Genomic DNA, 16,751 nt, shown 5'->3' with positions numbered 1-16,751 from the left:
ATCTTGTACCTTTTGATGCCTTTAAAGGCCCATTATGGGTTTTCAAATGTTAAAAAAGTTGCTATGCATTTTCAGTATTTTTTTAGGCCTATGGTCTAGTGCCCAGCAATGCCCTGTATTAACCAATCCCTTAAATGGGGCAACCAATATTCCCGTAACTACTACCATCAGCTGGACACCTGTACTAGGTGTACCCGGGTACCTTATTTCGTTGGGGACAACACCCGGAGGCACCGATATTATAGATAACCGATCGGTTGGAAGTTCTACCACCTTTACACCTCCCTTAGGCCTACCGGATGATACTTTAATTTATGTTACCCTCACCATTTTCTTTTTTAATAGTCCCAACGTGGTTTGTGCCAGCCAATCTTTTAGAACGGTAGATGTAACTACACCACCACCCTGTACCAATTTAAGAACCCCTCTGGCAAATGCTACAGATGTAAACGGGGCTACTAATATTGTTTGGAACCAGGCACCAACGGCAACTGGCTATCGGCTCAGTATAGGAACTACCCCCGGAAGTGGCAATATCCTTAACAATGCGGATGTGGGTAATGTGCTTACCTACGACCCTCCGAGCGACTTTCCGCCGAACACGCCTATTTTTGTTCAAATAACGCCCTATAATGAAAATGGAAATGCGGTAAATTGTGCCGAAGAAAGCTTTATCACCGGTGCCCTTGCAGCACTGCCCACATGCACTTCCCTTATTTCACCTGCAAATGGTGCCCTTAATGTACCCCTAACACCGCTTATTGAATGGAATGCCGTTCCGGGTGCTACAAGTTATCGAGTTTCTATTGGCACTGCCCCTTTTCTAGAAGATATTTTAGGTAATGCCATTTTTTTTACAAATTCAACCTTTGTGTTGGACTTTGAACCCAATCGCACCTTTTTCATTACTATTGTGCCTCGAAATACCGCAGGAGAAGCCATTGGCTGCACTCAAGAATCATTCTCCACAGAATTGGGTTGTGGCCCCTATTTTGATCCACTAAGCGGTCAATTAGTAGATCTTAGACCCGTCCTGAATTTCCCGGACAGCCTTTCCTTTTGTGAAAACGAAGGTCCCCTACAAGTACGTTCTCCGGATACCGCCGATGGATTCCGATGGTTTCGATTAAACCCAAATAGCAGTGAAACTTTACTGTCGACAACGGCAAACGTTACCATTAGCGAACCCGGAAGGTATCGTTATGAAGCATTTACTACTGTGGTAACCACTAACGGCAGTATAGAATGTCCGGCTTCAAAGGAGTTTACAGTACGCTCATCGGAAATTGCAACCATTACGAATATAGCAGTTAATGAACAGGTTACTGGCTTGCGATTTGTGGTACAGACCTCCGGCATTGGCGACTATGAATTTGCACTCGATGACCGCAACGGGCCGTATCAGGATAGCAACATATTTACGGGAATACCGGCAGGAACCCATACCGTTTTTGTCCGAGACAAGAACGGCTGTGGCATAGCCGAGGAAACCGTTGTTCAAGATATTAGCGTAGAAGGATTCCCCAAGTTTTTTACTCCAAATGGAGACGGTGCCAACGATTTTTGGCAATTTCGGCTTCCGCCCGGTTCCACAGAAGTTACCCTTAGGATCATTCATATTTTTAATCGATTTGGAATGCTGCTAAAAGAACTGGATCCTGCATCTCAGGGCTGGGACGGCACATTTAACGGAAGACCCTTACCGGCTTCCGATTACTGGTTTCGGGCAATAGCTTTAGATAATACTATTTTTAAAGGTCATTTTAGTCTTAAACGGTGAGCTATGCAATTCGGTTTATGGCCCATCCTTTATAAATTACGATGTTTATTATTGTGCATTTTGCTGTGGCCCATGTACATACCATACCCTTTATTTGTAAACGATGTAAACACATTTTATACAAAAGCGTACCTTTCCGCGTATGTGCATAAAAAATTGAAGCACGCCTACACCCTGACACAGGGAACCGCAACCAAGCAAGAATGTAGCCATACAATCAATGCAGTTGATGATTTTTTTGCCTGTGACCGAGATGGAAATAGTTTTGAAGAATTTCGAATCAATCTCGACTCATTGGAGAGCGTACTTATCGGCAATCAATCCGGATTAACCATTACCTATCACGATCCGGGTGGCACTTTAATCGATTTCTCCATAGGCAACCAGAACGTGGTAAACCGGCGCGGTATATTGGCTCGCGCTACTGATAGCAACGGATGTATTAGAGAAACGCTTTTTAATTTGTTCGCACTTCCACCGCCTACTGTTCCAGTTTTTAGCGATGTCACGGTTTGTGACACCTATGTATTGCCCGAACTGCCGGGCAGAGCCTCTTATTTTACCAATCCTATGGGACTCGGTGCACTACTTCCTTCAGGGACGTTCATTCGCAGTAATCAGCAAATTTTTATCTATTCGGCAAATGGAAATTGCGCTAGTGAAAGCACCCTTAGGGTGCGAATAGACACCTCGCTTTGTCAAGAACAACCCCCACCTGAGGAAATCGAAAAAGTAGTACTGGAATTTCCCAAGTTCTTTACCCCAAATGGAGACGGAATTAATGATTTTTGGCAATTTAGACCGCAAAACTACACTCCGGAATCATCCCTTTTAAATATTCTTATCTATAATCGATTTGGGATGCTCATTAAAGAACTAGATCCCACGTCTCAGGGCTGGGACGGCACTTTTAATGGACGGCCCATGCCGGCTTCTGATTATTGGTTTCGGGCTGTAGATCGTCAAAATGTAGCCCATATAGGTCATTTCACCTTAAAGCGATAGTTAAAAACATTAGATAAATTGGGTTGCTTTCGTACCTTTATACTAACGTATCCCTGACCAAGGGATTCAGTTTAACTAAGGGAATCGCTTTTAATCTTTACAAGGAAATGAAATCCCTTAAAGACAAAGTAGTGTATTTATAAAATTACGTAACACACTTAAAATAAAATGTTTAACTTAAATTTAATCCTTTGAAATTTAAGGTTGTATCCGATTTCAAACCTACTGGCGATCAGCCGGTCGCCATCAGCGAATTAACGAAAGGAGTGCATGCCGGAGAACGGTACCAAACCTTGCTTGGTGTTACGGGATCCGGAAAAACCTTTACAGTAGCCAATGTCATCGAAAATGTACAAAAACCGACCTTGTTATTGGCGCATAATAAAACGCTAGCTGCACAACTTTATTCGGAATTCAAACAGTTTTTCCCCAACAATGCCGTTGAATATTTTGTGTCTTATTACGACTATTACCAACCCGAAGCGTATATTCCTACCACCGGAACGTACATAGAAAAAGACCTGTCGATTAATGAGGATATAGAAAAATTGCGATTAAGCACTACTTCCTCCTTACTTTCCGGGCGGAGGGATGTCATTGTAGTAGCATCGGTTTCATGTCTTTACGGCATTGGTAACCCGGTAGAATTTCAGAAAAATGTGATTTCCTTAAAAAAAGATCAGCTTATTTCAAGGACAAAATTACTGCATCAACTCGTACAAAGTTTGTATTCTAGAACTACGGCAGATTTCAGAAATGGGAATTTTAGGGTGAAAGGTGATGTGGTAGATGTGTTTCCCGGTTATGCTGATCATGCCTATCGTATTCATTTTTTTGGAGACGAAATAGAAGACATTGAGGCTTTTGATCCTCTTAAAAACAAAATATTGGAGTCTTACGAACACCTCAACATTTACCCGGCGAATATGTTTGTAACCTCTCCGGACATACTTCAAAATGCAATACATCAAATTCAAAACGATTTGATGATTCAAGTTGATTTTTTTAAATCGATTGGAAAACCGCTGGAAGCCAAAAGACTGGAAGAACGCACCAACTTTGATCTGGAAATGATCAGGGAATTGGGCTATTGCTCGGGCATAGAAAATTACTCTCGGTATTTAGATGGTAGAGCACCCGGCACTAGACCTTTTTGCCTACTAGACTATTTTCCGGAAGATTTTCTAATGGTGGTTGATGAAAGCCATGTTACTATACCACAAGTGCACGCCATGTATGGTGGGGATAGGTCTCGAAAGGAAAATCTGGTAGAATTTGGTTTCCGATTGCCCGCAGCGATGGATAACCGTCCTCTAAAATTTGAAGAGTTCGAAGGCCTACAAAATCAGGTGATTTATGTAAGTGCCACCCCGGCCGACTATGAGCTGCAACGCTGTCAAGGGGTTTATGTGGAGCAAGTAATTAGGCCTACAGGCCTATTAGATCCTGTTATTGAAATTAGGCCCAGTCTAAACCAAATTGATGATTTGGTAGAAGAAATTCAGCTTCGAGTAGAAAAAGATGAGCGCACCTTGGTGACCACGCTTACCAAAAGAATGGCAGAGGAGTTGGCCAAGTACCTAACCCGAATAAGTGTGCGTTGCCGCTACATACATAGCGATGTAGACACTTTAGAACGTGTAGAGATTATGCAGGATTTGAGAAAAGGTGTTTTTGATGTGCTCATCGGCGTGAATTTGTTGCGAGAAGGTCTTGATTTACCGGAAGTATCCTTAGTAGCTATTTTAGATGCTGACAAAGAGGGTTTTTTACGTAGTGCCAGATCCTTGACGCAAACCGTTGGTAGAGCTGCCAGAAATCTAAACGGAAAAGCGATAATGTATGCGGACAAAATTACCAACAGTATGCAAAAAACAATCGATGAAACCAATTACAGAAGAGAAAAGCAAATTGCGTTCAATACCAAAAACAATATCATTCCCACCGCATTAAACAAAAGTTTGGACAGTGCATTGGCCAAAAACTCGGTTTCTACCTACCATTTTATAAAAGAAGAGTTGCGCGCCGCAGAACCGGATCTTCACTACCTAACGCCCGCACAAAAAGAAAATCTGATCCGTGACAAACGCAAAGAAATGGAAAAAGCCGCAAAGGCATTGGACTTTTTACAAGCCGCAAAAATCCGAGACGAACTAAAAGCACTACAAGAGCAAGCCTAAAAAAAGAAAACAGGTCGCTGTAGTAGCCACCCGTTTTCGAAAAAAACCAAAAACTAAGCCAAAATAAAAAAATTCTTGAAACTGACGATCCCCGAGACAAGCCATAGGGGTATACTTCTACTGCGCTCAGTACGGGTTTCGGCAGTTTCATTTTGGCCTTCGGGCCAAAAACCGAAATTTTGTATTTTACCTCACCCGGAACTGCAAAAAGGAAGTTCCGACCGCTCCAAAGGAGCGGTAACTAGGAAACCCCAACCCAAGGGTCGGGGAATCTTTAGATTTAGGCAATCTCTATAAAGCGTTTTGGCTTTGGCAAGGCCTCCTCTTTTTTAGGCAATGCAAAACGCAATATACCATCTTCATAGACTGCATTTACGGCTTCTACATTTACCGTTTCAGGTAAGGTAAAGGCTCTTTTAAAGGCACTGTAGCCAAATTCCCTACGAGTATACGTTTCTTCCTCTGTGGTATTTTCTGTTTTCTGCTCGGCCGATACCGTTAGGATGTCTTTATCTATTTCGATATTAAAATCTTCCTTTTTACGACCTGGAACAGCTAGTTCTAGGATAAAATCCCTTTCATTCTCCTGAATGTTAATGGGTGGAATTTGGGTTTGAAAATTTTCTAATCCCCCAAACCAATCCGGCTTAAAAACTTCATTTACAAAAGACGGAAATAACACGTTGCTTCTTTTTACAATACTCATGACTATAGATTTTTTTAGTTAGACTTTTGCTTTTTCTTGGCTAGGGGTCAAACGATGTACCAAAATAAAAATAGCGTCTATTTGTCATGCATCCTATTAAATTACATGTCATTATGGCGTATTGTCTCCAAAATATGTAAAATCAGAAAAAACGATTAGCGCACAGCCCTCATTTTTGTACTATCTTGCATCAAAAAAAATAATGACCAACAATGATGTATTAAAAAAGCTTCGTGTAGCCCTTATGCTGCGGGATGATCATATTGTAGAAATCTTATCCTTAGTCGATTTTAAAATTACGAAGAGCGAGTTAGGTGCTTTTTTTAGAAGCGAAGATCATCCTCATTATGTCGCTTGCGGCGATCAAATTTTACGTAATTTCTTGAATGGCTTGGTAATTTACTACAGAGGCACCAAAGAACAACCTAAAGATCCAAAAAAAACTTTACCTCCACCCAGAAAAAAAGAAGCAGAAAAAAAACCGTATCACGTTGATTTTAAAGCGAAGCAAGAACGAAATATTGATCCCGTTTTAAGAGGTATCAAATTTAAAAACAAAAAAAAATCCTGATGTTCGTCAGGATTTTTAATTTTAAAGATTTCCTATACCTCCGCTGCGGTAATCCTAATCCTTACGGTGTATAGCTTGCCCTCTTTGTGATCTACGATCTCTACCTTCTGATAATTTAAGCGACTTTTTACAAATGCCGCTACCTTGTCGTCCTGAGCTACCACAGAAAGTACAACGATTTCTTTTTCGGCATTTAGGGTAAAACGCACATCTGCCGTTAATTCTCCATGGTTAAGTTTGAAAGGTGCTTCCTTTAAAATTGCTCCAATTTGTTTCGACAATTTTTCGGTGGGATTTAAATCTTTGGAAAAGATACTTCCGGACAAGAGTAACATCGCAGTTACTACCATTAAACTACGTTTTTTCATGATGTTTTTGATTTATGATTGATGAATTGATGATATACTAAAAAGACGCCTTAAAAATAATAATGTTACAACTACCATCAATTTTAACATTTTTTAGCATCCCTATACCAAACCAAAAATCACTTACAATACACCTTAAAAAAGTCGCAATAGCTCCTTAAAATCTTCCCGTACTACATCTCGAAAAGAACATTATAATCTAACAAAAAAGCGGCGTTTTTTACGTACTATTTAAAATCAAAATAGGCTTTAGCGTTATGATAGGATATATCCTGAACCAACTTACCTAGAAACGGGATGTCATTAGGCACTAAACCTCTTTTTAGATCATCGCCTAACATATTGCATAAAATCCTCCGGAAATACTCGTGTCTGGGAAAAGATAAAAAACTACGACTATCGGTTAACATTCCCACAAACTGACTCAACAGACCTATATTAGATAGGGCGTTCATTTGCTTTTCCATACCGTCTTTCTGATCCAAAAACCACCACCCTGAACCCCATTGCATTTTTCCTTGAATGCTTCCGTCATTATAATTCCCAATCATACTGGCAAACACTTCATTGTCTGCCGGGTTCAAATTATATAATATCGTTTTGGCCAACTTATTTTTACGATCTAAGGTGTCGAGAAATTTAGACAAAGTTTCGGCTTGTGTGTAGTCTCCTATAGAGTCCCATCCGGTATTTGGGCCTAGCGTGTTCAGCATACGGGTATTCGTGTTTCGCAATGCTCCCAAGTGAAATTGTTGCACCCAACCGAAATCGTGGTACGATTCTCCTAAAAACAGTAACACTGCGGTTTTATATTTTTCTGCCTCACTAGCGGAAACAGCACCTCCCGCTCGTCGTTTTTCAAAAATCGATTTTATTTCGGCCCCTGTAAACTCTTGAAAAGGAATACGGGCCAAACCATGATCGCACAAGCTACAGCCCTGAGCCTGAAAATAGCGCATACGATTATGTAGTGCCGCCTGAAGGTCGCTATACGTGTTGATCGATAGATCTGCCACCTCACCCAAAAGATCGACATAGCTATTAAAATCTTCCGCGTCAATTAAGATAGCTTTATCGGGTCTAAAAGCAGGAAGCATCTTAACCTCATAATTCGTTTTAGACACAGCCTTATGATGTTTTAGATCATCTGTTGGATCGTCCGTAGTACACACGCGCTCCACATTCATTTTGGAAAGCAACTGGCGGCAACTGAACTCAGGTTGTTGCAGTTGAAGGTTGATGTGCTCATAAAGGGTTTCGGCCGATTCTGCGGTGAGCAATTCATCTATGTCAAAATAGCGTTTCAACTCTAATTGTGTCCAATGAAATAAAGGGTTTCGCAAGGTATAAGGAACCGTTTTTGCCCATGCCACAAATTTTTCCTTGTCCGAAGCCGGTCCGGTTATAGATTTTTCGGAAATCCCCATGGTTCTCATTGCGCGCCATTTGTAATGATCGCCAGAAATCCACAATTGCGTAATATTTTCGTACATACGATCTTCCGCAATCTCCATAGGATCTAGATGGCAATGGTAGTCTATTATAGGCATTTCCTTTGCGTAGTCGTGATACAATAGTTCTGCTTCTTTGGTATTCAACAAAAAATGCTCGGTAAGAAATGGTTTTGTGTTTACTTTTTGCATGCTAAAGACTTTTAAGTATTCCGGTTTCTAAACCCCTTAATTCGGCTAATCCGCGTAATCGACCAATAGCCGAATACCCCGGGTTTGTTTTTTTATGTAGATCATCTAACATTTGGTGTCCATGATCCGGACGCATAGGCATCCTAACGTCTTTGCGACCCTCCCCTATTCGCCTACGTTGCTCTAAAAGTAAGGCTTTCATAACACCATACATATCTACGTCTCCCTCCAAATGATTGGCTTCATAAAAATTACCATCTGCATCACGTTGCGTACTTCTAAGGTGGATGAAGTGAATTCGATGTCCTAATTGTTGGACCATTTCAGGCAAATTATTATCGGGGCGTACACCAAAGGAACCTGTACAAAAGGTGAGTCCATTATTGGGACTGTCTACCGCTTTAAATATATCTAAAATATCCTGAGCTGTACTCACAACCCTAGGTAGCCCCAATATGGGATACGGAGGATCGTCCGGGTGAATACACATGAGTACACCCGCCTTTTCTGCGTACGGTATAATTTGTTGTAAAAAATAAATGAGATTCGCCTTTAATTCTTTGGATCCTATATCGTTGTAGGTGGCCAAAATGGTATTAAATTCTGACAACGTATAGCCCTCTTCGGCGCCCGGTAATCCCGCAATAATATTATTGATGAGTTTTTGCTGTTGTGCATCACTCATTGTGGCAAGTTTAGCTTTGGCGCTTTGTATTTGCTCGGCGTTATAGGTGTTTTCAGCCCCGGGGCGTTTCAATAAAAAAAGCTCAAAGGCAGCGAATTCTGCCGCATCAAACCGAAGGGCTTTAGAACCATCTTTAACTTCGTAGTCTAGATCGGTTCGTGTCCAGTCTAACACCGGCATAAAATTATAGCATACAATATCGATACCACAGGCACCCAAATTAGTAAGGGTTTGCTTGTAATTTTCAATATAGCGATGAAAATCGCCCGTCTGTGTTTTTATGTTTTCATGAATAGGAACACTCTCTACTACGGACCATGCAAGACCATTCTTCTCAATAATTCTCTTACGCGCTTCAATTTCGGCCACCGGCCAAACGGCACCATTGGGAATGTGATGTAACGCAGAAACAATCCCAGTAGCTCCGGCTTGTTTGATGTCTGATAGGGATACGGGATCCTTTGGTCCGTACCACCTCCACGTTTTTTCTAGTACCACGTTCTTTGTTTTTTAGTTATTATTACACACCGCTAAAAGCGCTAAATCCTCCGTCTATGGGCACCACGACACCGGTTACAAATGCGGCTCCTTCACCGCACAACCACAGTGTGGTGCCTATTAAATCCTCCGGCGTTCCGAAACGTCCCATGGGCGTTTGCGAAAGGATGGTATTGCCTCTTGGGGTTAAATTACCATCTTCCGTAGTAAGCAGTGCTCTGTTCTGATCGGTTAGAAAAAATCCGGGTGCCAGCGCATTAACACGTATGCCTACTTTTGAAAAATGTACTGCAAGCCATTGGGTAAAATTAGATACCGCCGCCTTAGCTCCGCTATACGCCGGAATTTTGGTTAAAGGCGTAAAGGCATTCATAGAGGAAATATTTAAAATAGAGCATCCTTCCCTTCCGACCATATCTGTAGCAAACACTTGCGTAGGCAACAAGGTTCCTATAAAATTTAGATCGAACACAAATTTGATACCCTCCATATCCAAATCAAAAAAAGTTTTGAACCCGGCTGCTTTATCTTCTAAATCATCCACCGATAAAAACGAATTTGTTGTTGTACCTAAGGGATGATTGCCACCAGCACCATTGATTAAAAGGTCTACCTTACCAAATTTACGATTCACCGCTGACTTTGCATCATCCAGTGATTTTCGTTCCAAAACGTTAGCGGCGATGCCTATGGCCGTACCCCCAGCCCTGGTAATTTCGGCCGCTTCTTTTTCCGCGGCTTCCGACCGTAAATCTAAAAGCACTATTTTATGCCCTTCTTTACCCAATGCTTTCGCAAGAGTGCTGCACAATACACCACCCGCTCCTGTTATTACAATTACCTTACTCATTTTTTAAAAACCCAATTTCATTTCATTTTATGATTCTGATTCCTTTATGGCTAAGATCGCAACTCGAAAAAACATCGGACGCGCTACGCTCCCTATTATGGACTATTATTTTAGTTTACCGAATAGAAACCGTGTTTGGGCTTTCGAATAATTTCATCCTTACGCATGGCATCCAGTCCCATTTGCACACATACCGCCGTGTTGGCACCAGTAAAAATATCTGAAATAGGTTTGGTATTATTCCAAATACTGTCTCTAAAATCAATTAAGGCCTGCTTGCTGGGATCGGCATGCTCAAATTCGATAGGAATTCCCTTTCCTTGTTCCCAATTTGTGGTGGCACCAGAAACACCATCGACATTTCCTAATTCTTTTGATGTACCTCCTTCAGGGAAAAACCAAGCTTTTTGATAATCTAGAACAATCGTTCCTTTATCGCCCATTACTTTAATCTTATAATCATCTAAAGCATTGCTGGTAAGACAGGTAAACGAGGCTTTTACGCCATTCGGGTAACTGTACATCAAGTGAATATTGTCATACGTTTCCCTACCGTCTTTCCAATAATCGATACCACCAACACCCATAACTTTCTCAGGAAAAGCCTCTAAAACCCAACTTACGAAATCGATTTGATGTGAACATAGTTCTGCGACCAAACCCCCGGAAAATTCGGTGTACATACGCCAGTTTACCGCTCTTTCCAAATTAGGATTCGGCACAGGTCTACGCCAATTTCCATTTCTGTTCCATTGACATTGAAAAGCCGCTATTTTTCCTATTTTACCATTCTTTATGAGTTCTGCCACATGCACATACAATCTGGAACTGTGATATTGATGTCCTGTTTGGAAAATGGTATTGGACTTTTTTTGTTTTTTGACCAATTCATTGATTCCCTCATACCCTTTGGCCAGCGTTTTTTCAGCATATACGTGTTTTCCGGCCTCTAGGGCATCGCCATATATTTGGGAGTGGGTATAAAATGGCGTTGCTACTAATACCGCATCGATATCCTTCCGATCCAATATGGCTCTGTAATCTGCATAGCCTTTGGCCTTTTGCTCCACCTTAGCCAAACCTTGTTCTAATCGAAATGGCAATACATCACAGCAGGCTGTTACGCGAATACCCGGTATCTGATTGAGAAAAGGGATGAGCCCTGCTCCGCGGTCACCGGTTCCTATAACACCCAAATTAATGGTATCATTAGCGCCAGATGTTAAAGATCCCAAGGCAGATGAACTCATTAGTGTTCCTGCGGAGATTAATCCCCCTTTTATAACAAAATCTCTCCGCTTCATATGTTCATTTTTAGGACTATTTCTCAGAATGTGAAGACAAAACAAAATACAACATCAAACTGTACTATAATTTTTCTAGTCATACTATTACTAGTGGTTGTTAGCAATTCATTTTTATAATGTTGGTTCCCACCCCTTCTCATAAGGTCTGGACCAAAGTTTCATGGCGTCCCTGTCGTAAATAGTCCCTGTTTTTGGATCGATATCGATTCCTCTTCCTATGCGATACGCAATGTTTGCATAATGTACCATAGCCATACTAATACTGGCATCTGCAATAGGTGCGTTTAACTGGGCTTTCCCTCGAATAGTATCAAAAAAGTTTATGACATGCGTTGTGGTCATATCACCACCACCGCCTAATGTATTTCCGGCTTCGGCGACTCCGGAGGTACTGTTTTTAACTACTTTCCCAGATCGATCTGTGAGGATATATTTTCCTCGATCTACAAAAACACTTCCCTCACTTCCGTAAATAATCGTGCCACGATCTCCTGAGTAGGTATCATACCCATTTCTACTTTTACCATCCCATTGGATCACTTTATCGCCTTCAAAATGAAAAGTAGCCTCCATAGTGTCGTACATTTCCCAGCCATCGGTAACAAAATGACGCTTGGCCGCTTCTACCCGAGCGTGTAATGGAAAATCTACTTGCATTGCCCAGCGGGCGACATCCAATTCGTGGGTGCCATTATTTCCAGCTTCCGCAGTGCCATAATCCCAGCCATACCAGTGCCAGTTGTAGTTCCAGGTTTCTTCGGTATATTCTCTGCGAGGGGCGGGACCTTGAAACAAATCCCAGTCTAGTCCTTGAGGAATTGCCGCCTTTTTTTGCACGGGTACTTCTCCTCTTTGGTTGGTATAAAAGGCAACCGCTTTATACGGCTTACCTATAATACCCGAATGAATTTCTTTAATAATCTCGATGGTGTGGTCCGAAGATCGCTGCTGGTTTCCCATTTGAACCACTTTGTTGAACTTTTTGGCTGCCTGCACCAATAGCGTATTTTCATGCATATTATGACTACAAGGCTTTTCCACATACACATTTTTTCCTGCCTTTAAGGCCATAATGGAGCCAGGCGCATGCCAATGGTCGGGGGTGGCGTTAATAAACACATCCACTTTAGCATCTTCTATAACCTTCCGGATATCGTTTTCCAATTTGGGTTTGTACGTAATGTATTTGGAAAAACTTTCCAGCGCCTTAGTACGCTGATGTTCCATAACATCGCACAAATAGAGTAATTGCACGTTGGTCTCTTTTTTAGCGATGGGCTCATAAAAAGCCCCAAGCCTTCTTCCTAATCCTGCAATAGCAACATTCAACCGATCATTAGCACCTATAATGCGTCTGTAACTGCTGGCAGACATACTCATGGCAGAGGTACTTACTGCCATGGCAGTGCTTCCCAACACTGTTTTTGTGATGAAATTTCTTCTCGTTGTCATTATCTTAGGTTTAAAGTGGTTTTATTTTTATATTTCTGAACGACACATGATCACCGTGATCTTGGAGTAGAATATGCCCTTGGTCGGCTTCCCCAAAATTAGGCCAATCTACATACTTACTTTCCGAAACAAGTTTACGATATTCTGGGCTTTTGCGTTCATACTCCAATACTTTCACTTCATTTAGCCAATGTTCTACATGGTTTTCTTTTGAAGTGATATACGCCGTATTCCATTCTCCTATCGGATGTATCGGTTTATTTGGATCTGCCATAATAAGATCGTATAACGAAGCTACTGTTCTGCTCCCTTCATGATTTCCTAATTTAGCATCAGGATGACGCGCATCGTCAAGAATTTGATATTCTAGACCAATTGATGAACCGGGCCCTTTATTGAGATCAGTATTCACATAATATTTAATTCCGCTATTGGCACCCTCGGTAATTTTAAAATCGACCTTTAGCTCAAAATCGCCATATAATTGGGTAGTCACAATATCGCCCCCGGCAGCGGATTCGGCACCGTTGGAGGCTAATACGGTGAGTATCCCCTCATTTATTTCCCACCCACTTTCCGGGAAGGCATCTAATTTGGCACCCCGCCAACCCTCGGTGGTTTTGCCGTCCCAAAGTAATTTCCATCCGTTTTTCTCTTCATCTATCGTAAGATTATTGGCGGTAATAACCGGGGTTATGGGCGATTTTCTAGCGTATTTAGAAAGACTATCCGTAAGGATTTTAATGTTTCGCCACGCAATTTCGGTACCTGCCTGCTGGTCGCCCATTAAACTATGCACTTGCAAAGCGATAAATCCTGAAGCCGTTTTTCCATCTATAAGATAGGCTGCCGGCACATCGTTGATCCAGGTTTTAATCGTGTCTTTTATGGCTTCGATGCGATAATGGTTCCAGTCATTTTGTTTAAATGCCTTTTGTGCTGTAGGATTGTTAGTTAATGGCACTAACCATCCACGACGAGCTTCATCGTAAATGCCGGCACTCCAAGCCCTATCCGAAGGATCGATCTCAATTTGATAGCCATGCACGCGACCCTTCATATAATTAGGAAAACTATTGCTTCGAATTTGTATACCGGAGTTCATCGTTGAGTCTACTTTGTATTCTAACTCTAAAATAAAATCCCCATACATTTGGTTGGTTGTTAAAAAAGTATTGGGTGTATCCTGTACAGAACTCCCAACAATAGCACCATCCCTAATGGTGTACTTGGCCTCCCCTCCTTTTAAAGACCAGCCATTTAAGGTTTGCCCGTCAAATAAAGAAACCCAAGGAGTATCATCTTTTGTAGCTGTGGAGCACCCTGTAATACCGAATGCGACAAAGAGTGCCAAGTATATATAGATTCTCGGAGTTGATTTTGCTTTCATTGAGGATTTATTTTTTAATTTATAATTCATTACGTGTGCGCACACAAATATACATTTATTGTTTTTAAAAAGGGTAAAGTTTTGTTAAAAAATTGCAAAATAATACTAGTAAAACCCTTATAACAGATTTCATATATTAAAATACATATCATGTAAATAAATGAAACTCAATAAGACATCCCTTCATCAAACGAAAACAGTGAATACCCCTTCGGCTCCATATACCCTGGCACATCCGATTTTTGATGCTGTGCTGCCTCTTCAGAAATGGGTGTAGAAAATGGCATTTTTCCACTTGGATTGAAAGCACCTGTAACAACATCCAATAAAGCATCCTGCGTTGTACCAAAAGTGGCTAACACCCCTTTTATTCCTGAATTTGATGCGCCATATACTTCACTGATATTCCAAGGATTGGAATAATTGATGGCTAAAATGGTTTGTTTTTTAGCACTTAAAGATTTGACTCTTTCAATATCAATCCCATTCTTGGAAAGCGAAACATACAAGGGACTTCCATCAGAAGCGAACAAGGATTTTCCTTTGGGTATAAGCCACAGTACTATCACGTCTGCTTTCTCCGGGGCATCTACAAATTCTACCGCCCATTTATTAGTAGTATCTGTAAAAATGTTATTCTTTTCATTTCCGTTTTGTGGAACAATGGTTTCAAAATATACTTTAGTGCCTCCTTTTAAGGGGAGAACGTTGCCTTTGGCTGTAGTCTCGTTGCGCAGCAATACTATAGATTTCCGTAACGCAATATCTGCCTTATCTTGAAATTCCTTTTTTCCTATGGTTTTCACTGCATGATCAATGTCAACATATGGATTTTCAAATAGACCCAGTTTAAATTTTTCTAGGAGTAATAGATAAACGGAATGATCTACCAATTTTTCTAATTCCCTGTATTTGTAAACTGTTTCTAAAAGTTGGGTTGGATCGGCTGTTCCAGAAAAAAGATTAATACCGGCTTCTATCGCCTTCTTATACCTCTCGATGATTGTTAAATTTTCTACACCCCAGGGCATCATATCAATCGGACCGGTATCGGAATTTATGATTCCTTGATAGCCAAGTTCACCTCTAAGTAAATCCTGTAGGATTTCCTTATTATATGCATAGGCTACTTCTTCGTATTTGGTATCTACCGGATAGGAGTAATAGGGCATAATAGATGATGTTTTGGCTGCAATTGCCGCTTTGAATGGAATTAAATTATTACTGAACATTCCTCCCGGAAACACCTCTTTTTTACCCCAATCAAAATGTGGATCCTGCCCTCCTTCGGTAGCACCTCCTCCAGGGAAATGTTTAGTAGTCAATGCTATAGAGCTAGAATTCAGGTCTTCACCCTGAAAACCCAAAACGATTTCCCGAATCATCCGAGCCGCCAATTCGGCATCCTCCCCAAAGGTACCTTCAACACGTTGCCAACGAGGCTCGGTAGCTAAATCTGCCATATACATATACCCCTTTCGTATCCCTGCGGCCAACCATTCTTGCCTCGCAATATCGGCAAACTCACGGACAAGTTCAAAATCCCTCATTGCGGCTAACCCGAGTTCTCCGGGCCATCTGGAAAATTCAGTTTTCCCAACACTAAGCCCCACCGACGCATCCATTGTGATGTGGTTTCTTGGATTGGAAGTTACAACGGCGGGAATTCCCAAGCCATCACTTTCGCAAAGGGTTTGTAGGTTATTGATCCACTCTGCAAGTATTTTCCTTGGAGGATTGGCTCTTAAAATAAAGTGGCGCTCATGAAATTCGGTGACTGCTTTGGTTGTTCCGGCCGCAGACATATTTGGATAATCTAAGGGTTTACGGGTAAACATGTTCGTATGGGCAACAAGATCATCTTCATTAAACCCATTGCCAATAGGTTCATTATTCTTTGGTTTTTCAAAAGCCCAATCATTTTCCATCCTCGTTGTGCTTATGATCATAAAACCAACTTTCTGTTCCAGTGTCATTTTTGATAAAAGGTCGGCAGCCCTGTCTTCATAACTTAAACGCCAATCTTCATAGGGATCCAAAGTATTGTTTTTATTTAAATCCTTGAATTCCAAATTATCACTTTTCAGTAACTGAACAGATTTGTATCCGAGTTTGGGCTGTTCTAAAGCGAACCCATTATTCCTTGGCGACTCATTTTTACATGAGATGCCAATGGTCAACAACATGCCTACAGAACAGGCAAGAGACAGATTCTTTAAACCAAATACTATTTCCTTTGTTACCATTTGTTTATTTTCTAGGGTGTTTTTGCGTTTACAATGTTTTAAAAACTTATTTTGAGGCAACTTGTTATAG

At 41.2% G+C, this 16,751-nt stretch carries 13 protein-coding genes; 4 read left to right on the top strand and 9 right to left on the bottom strand.

The features are described from left to right. Nucleotides 1-34: 34 nt before the first annotated feature. From U1E44_RS13455 to uvrB, 3 genes are all read left to right on the top strand, one after another. Nucleotides 35-1,780, top strand: coding sequence for a T9SS type B sorting domain-containing protein (locus U1E44_RS13455; protein ID WP_322931618.1), 1,746 nt, complete (start codon nucleotides 35-37; stop codon nucleotides 1,778-1,780). A 156-nt stretch (nucleotides 1,781-1,936) separates the two neighbouring features. Further along, nucleotides 1,937-2,785, top strand: a complete 849-nt coding sequence (locus U1E44_RS13450; protein WP_322931617.1) for a T9SS type B sorting domain-containing protein — start codon at nucleotides 1,937-1,939, stop codon at nucleotides 2,783-2,785. 191 nt (nucleotides 2,786-2,976) lie between these two features. Next, nucleotides 2,977-4,965, top strand: coding sequence for an excinuclease ABC subunit UvrB (uvrB, locus tag U1E44_RS13445; RefSeq protein WP_322931616.1), 1,989 nt, complete (start codon nucleotides 2,977-2,979; stop codon nucleotides 4,963-4,965). A gap of 280 nt (nucleotides 4,966-5,245) precedes the next feature. On the opposite strand, the gene U1E44_RS13440 is transcribed toward uvrB, so the two are convergent. Next, nucleotides 5,246-5,671: an Hsp20/alpha crystallin family protein gene (locus U1E44_RS13440; RefSeq protein WP_322931615.1), complete on the bottom strand. Its 426-nt coding sequence runs from the start codon at nucleotides 5,669-5,671 to the stop codon at nucleotides 5,246-5,248. 202 nt (nucleotides 5,672-5,873) lie between these two features. Here U1E44_RS13440 and U1E44_RS13435 point away from each other — a divergent pair, with 202 nt between their 5' ends. Beyond that, the gene (locus tag U1E44_RS13435; protein ID WP_322931614.1) at nucleotides 5,874-6,242 is read left to right on the top strand and encodes a DUF1456 family protein; all 369 of its coding nucleotides are present in this window, start codon (nucleotides 5,874-5,876) and stop codon (nucleotides 6,240-6,242) included. A 32-nt stretch (nucleotides 6,243-6,274) separates the two neighbouring features. Here U1E44_RS13435 and U1E44_RS13430 read toward each other — a convergent pair whose 3' ends face one another. From U1E44_RS13430 to U1E44_RS13395, 8 genes are all read right to left on the bottom strand, one after another. Next, nucleotides 6,275-6,610 (bottom strand): hypothetical protein, encoded by a 336-nt coding sequence (locus U1E44_RS13430; protein ID WP_322931613.1) that lies wholly within the window; start codon nucleotides 6,608-6,610, stop codon nucleotides 6,275-6,277. 227 nt (nucleotides 6,611-6,837) lie between these two features. After that, on the bottom strand, nucleotides 6,838-8,253 hold the full coding sequence (gene uxaC, locus U1E44_RS13425) for a glucuronate isomerase (RefSeq protein WP_322931612.1): 1,416 nt from the start codon (nucleotides 8,251-8,253) through the stop codon (nucleotides 6,838-6,840). Nucleotide 8,254: 1 nt separating this feature from the next. Next, nucleotides 8,255-9,436, bottom strand: coding sequence for a mannonate dehydratase (gene uxuA / locus U1E44_RS13420; protein ID WP_322931611.1), 1,182 nt, complete (start codon nucleotides 9,434-9,436; stop codon nucleotides 8,255-8,257). A gap of 22 nt (nucleotides 9,437-9,458) precedes the next feature. Continuing rightward, nucleotides 9,459-10,286, bottom strand: coding sequence for an SDR family oxidoreductase (locus U1E44_RS13415; protein WP_322931610.1), 828 nt, complete (start codon nucleotides 10,284-10,286; stop codon nucleotides 9,459-9,461). Between the two features lie 110 nt (nucleotides 10,287-10,396). Then, nucleotides 10,397-11,590, bottom strand: a complete 1,194-nt coding sequence (locus U1E44_RS13410) for a Gfo/Idh/MocA family protein (protein ID WP_322931609.1) — start codon at nucleotides 11,588-11,590, stop codon at nucleotides 10,397-10,399. Between the two features lie 114 nt (nucleotides 11,591-11,704). Beyond that, nucleotides 11,705-13,045, bottom strand: a complete 1,341-nt coding sequence (locus U1E44_RS13405) for a Gfo/Idh/MocA family protein (RefSeq protein ID WP_322931608.1) — start codon at nucleotides 13,043-13,045, stop codon at nucleotides 11,705-11,707. Nucleotides 13,046-13,055: 10 nt separating this feature from the next. Beyond that, entirely contained in the window at nucleotides 13,056-14,435 is a 1,380-nt protein-coding gene (locus tag U1E44_RS13400; RefSeq protein WP_322931607.1) for a 3-keto-disaccharide hydrolase, read from the bottom strand. Between the two features lie 167 nt (nucleotides 14,436-14,602). Beyond that, nucleotides 14,603-16,681 carry a glycoside hydrolase family 3 protein gene (locus U1E44_RS13395; RefSeq protein ID WP_322931606.1) on the bottom strand — a complete coding sequence of 693 codons (2,079 nt, stop codon included), beginning with the start codon at nucleotides 16,679-16,681 and terminating at the stop codon, nucleotides 14,603-14,605. Between the last annotated feature and the right edge of the window lie 70 nt (nucleotides 16,682-16,751).

Source organism: Aurantibrevibacter litoralis, from assembly GCF_034651555.1.
Classification (GTDB): domain Bacteria; phylum Bacteroidota; class Bacteroidia; order Flavobacteriales; family Flavobacteriaceae; genus Aurantibrevibacter; species Aurantibrevibacter litoralis.
The sequence above is the reverse complement of the archived record's forward strand: the minus strand, read 5'-3'. Positions and strand labels throughout refer to the sequence as shown.

What these genes read in the sequence shown, in the direction of transcription:
- U1E44_RS13405 (WP_322931608.1), bottom strand. Translation starts at nt 13,045, where the DNA reads ATGACAACGAGAAGAAATTTCATCACAAAAACAGTGTTGGGAAGCACT.
- U1E44_RS13400 (WP_322931607.1), bottom strand. Translation starts at nt 14,435, where the DNA reads ATGAAAGCAAAATCAACTCCGAGAATCTATATATACTTGGCACTCTTT.
- uxaC (WP_322931612.1), bottom strand. Translation starts at nt 8,253, where the DNA reads ATGCAAAAAGTAAACACAAAACCATTTCTTACCGAGCATTTTTTGTTG.
- U1E44_RS13395 (WP_322931606.1), bottom strand. Translation starts at nt 16,681, where the DNA reads ATGGTAACAAAGGAAATAGTATTTGGTTTAAAGAATCTGTCTCTTGCC.
- U1E44_RS13455 (WP_322931618.1), top strand. Translation starts at nt 35, where the DNA reads ATGGGTTTTCAAATGTTAAAAAAGTTGCTATGCATTTTCAGTATTTTT.
- U1E44_RS13415 (WP_322931610.1), bottom strand. Translation starts at nt 10,286, where the DNA reads ATGAGTAAGGTAATTGTAATAACAGGAGCGGGTGGTGTATTGTGCAGC.
- U1E44_RS13440 (WP_322931615.1), bottom strand. Translation starts at nt 5,671, where the DNA reads ATGAGTATTGTAAAAAGAAGCAACGTGTTATTTCCGTCTTTTGTAAAT.
- U1E44_RS13435 (WP_322931614.1), top strand. Translation starts at nt 5,874, where the DNA reads ATGACCAACAATGATGTATTAAAAAAGCTTCGTGTAGCCCTTATGCTG.
- U1E44_RS13410 (WP_322931609.1), bottom strand. Translation starts at nt 11,590, where the DNA reads ATGAAGCGGAGAGATTTTGTTATAAAAGGGGGATTAATCTCCGCAGGA.
- U1E44_RS13430 (WP_322931613.1), bottom strand. Translation starts at nt 6,610, where the DNA reads ATGAAAAAACGTAGTTTAATGGTAGTAACTGCGATGTTACTCTTGTCC.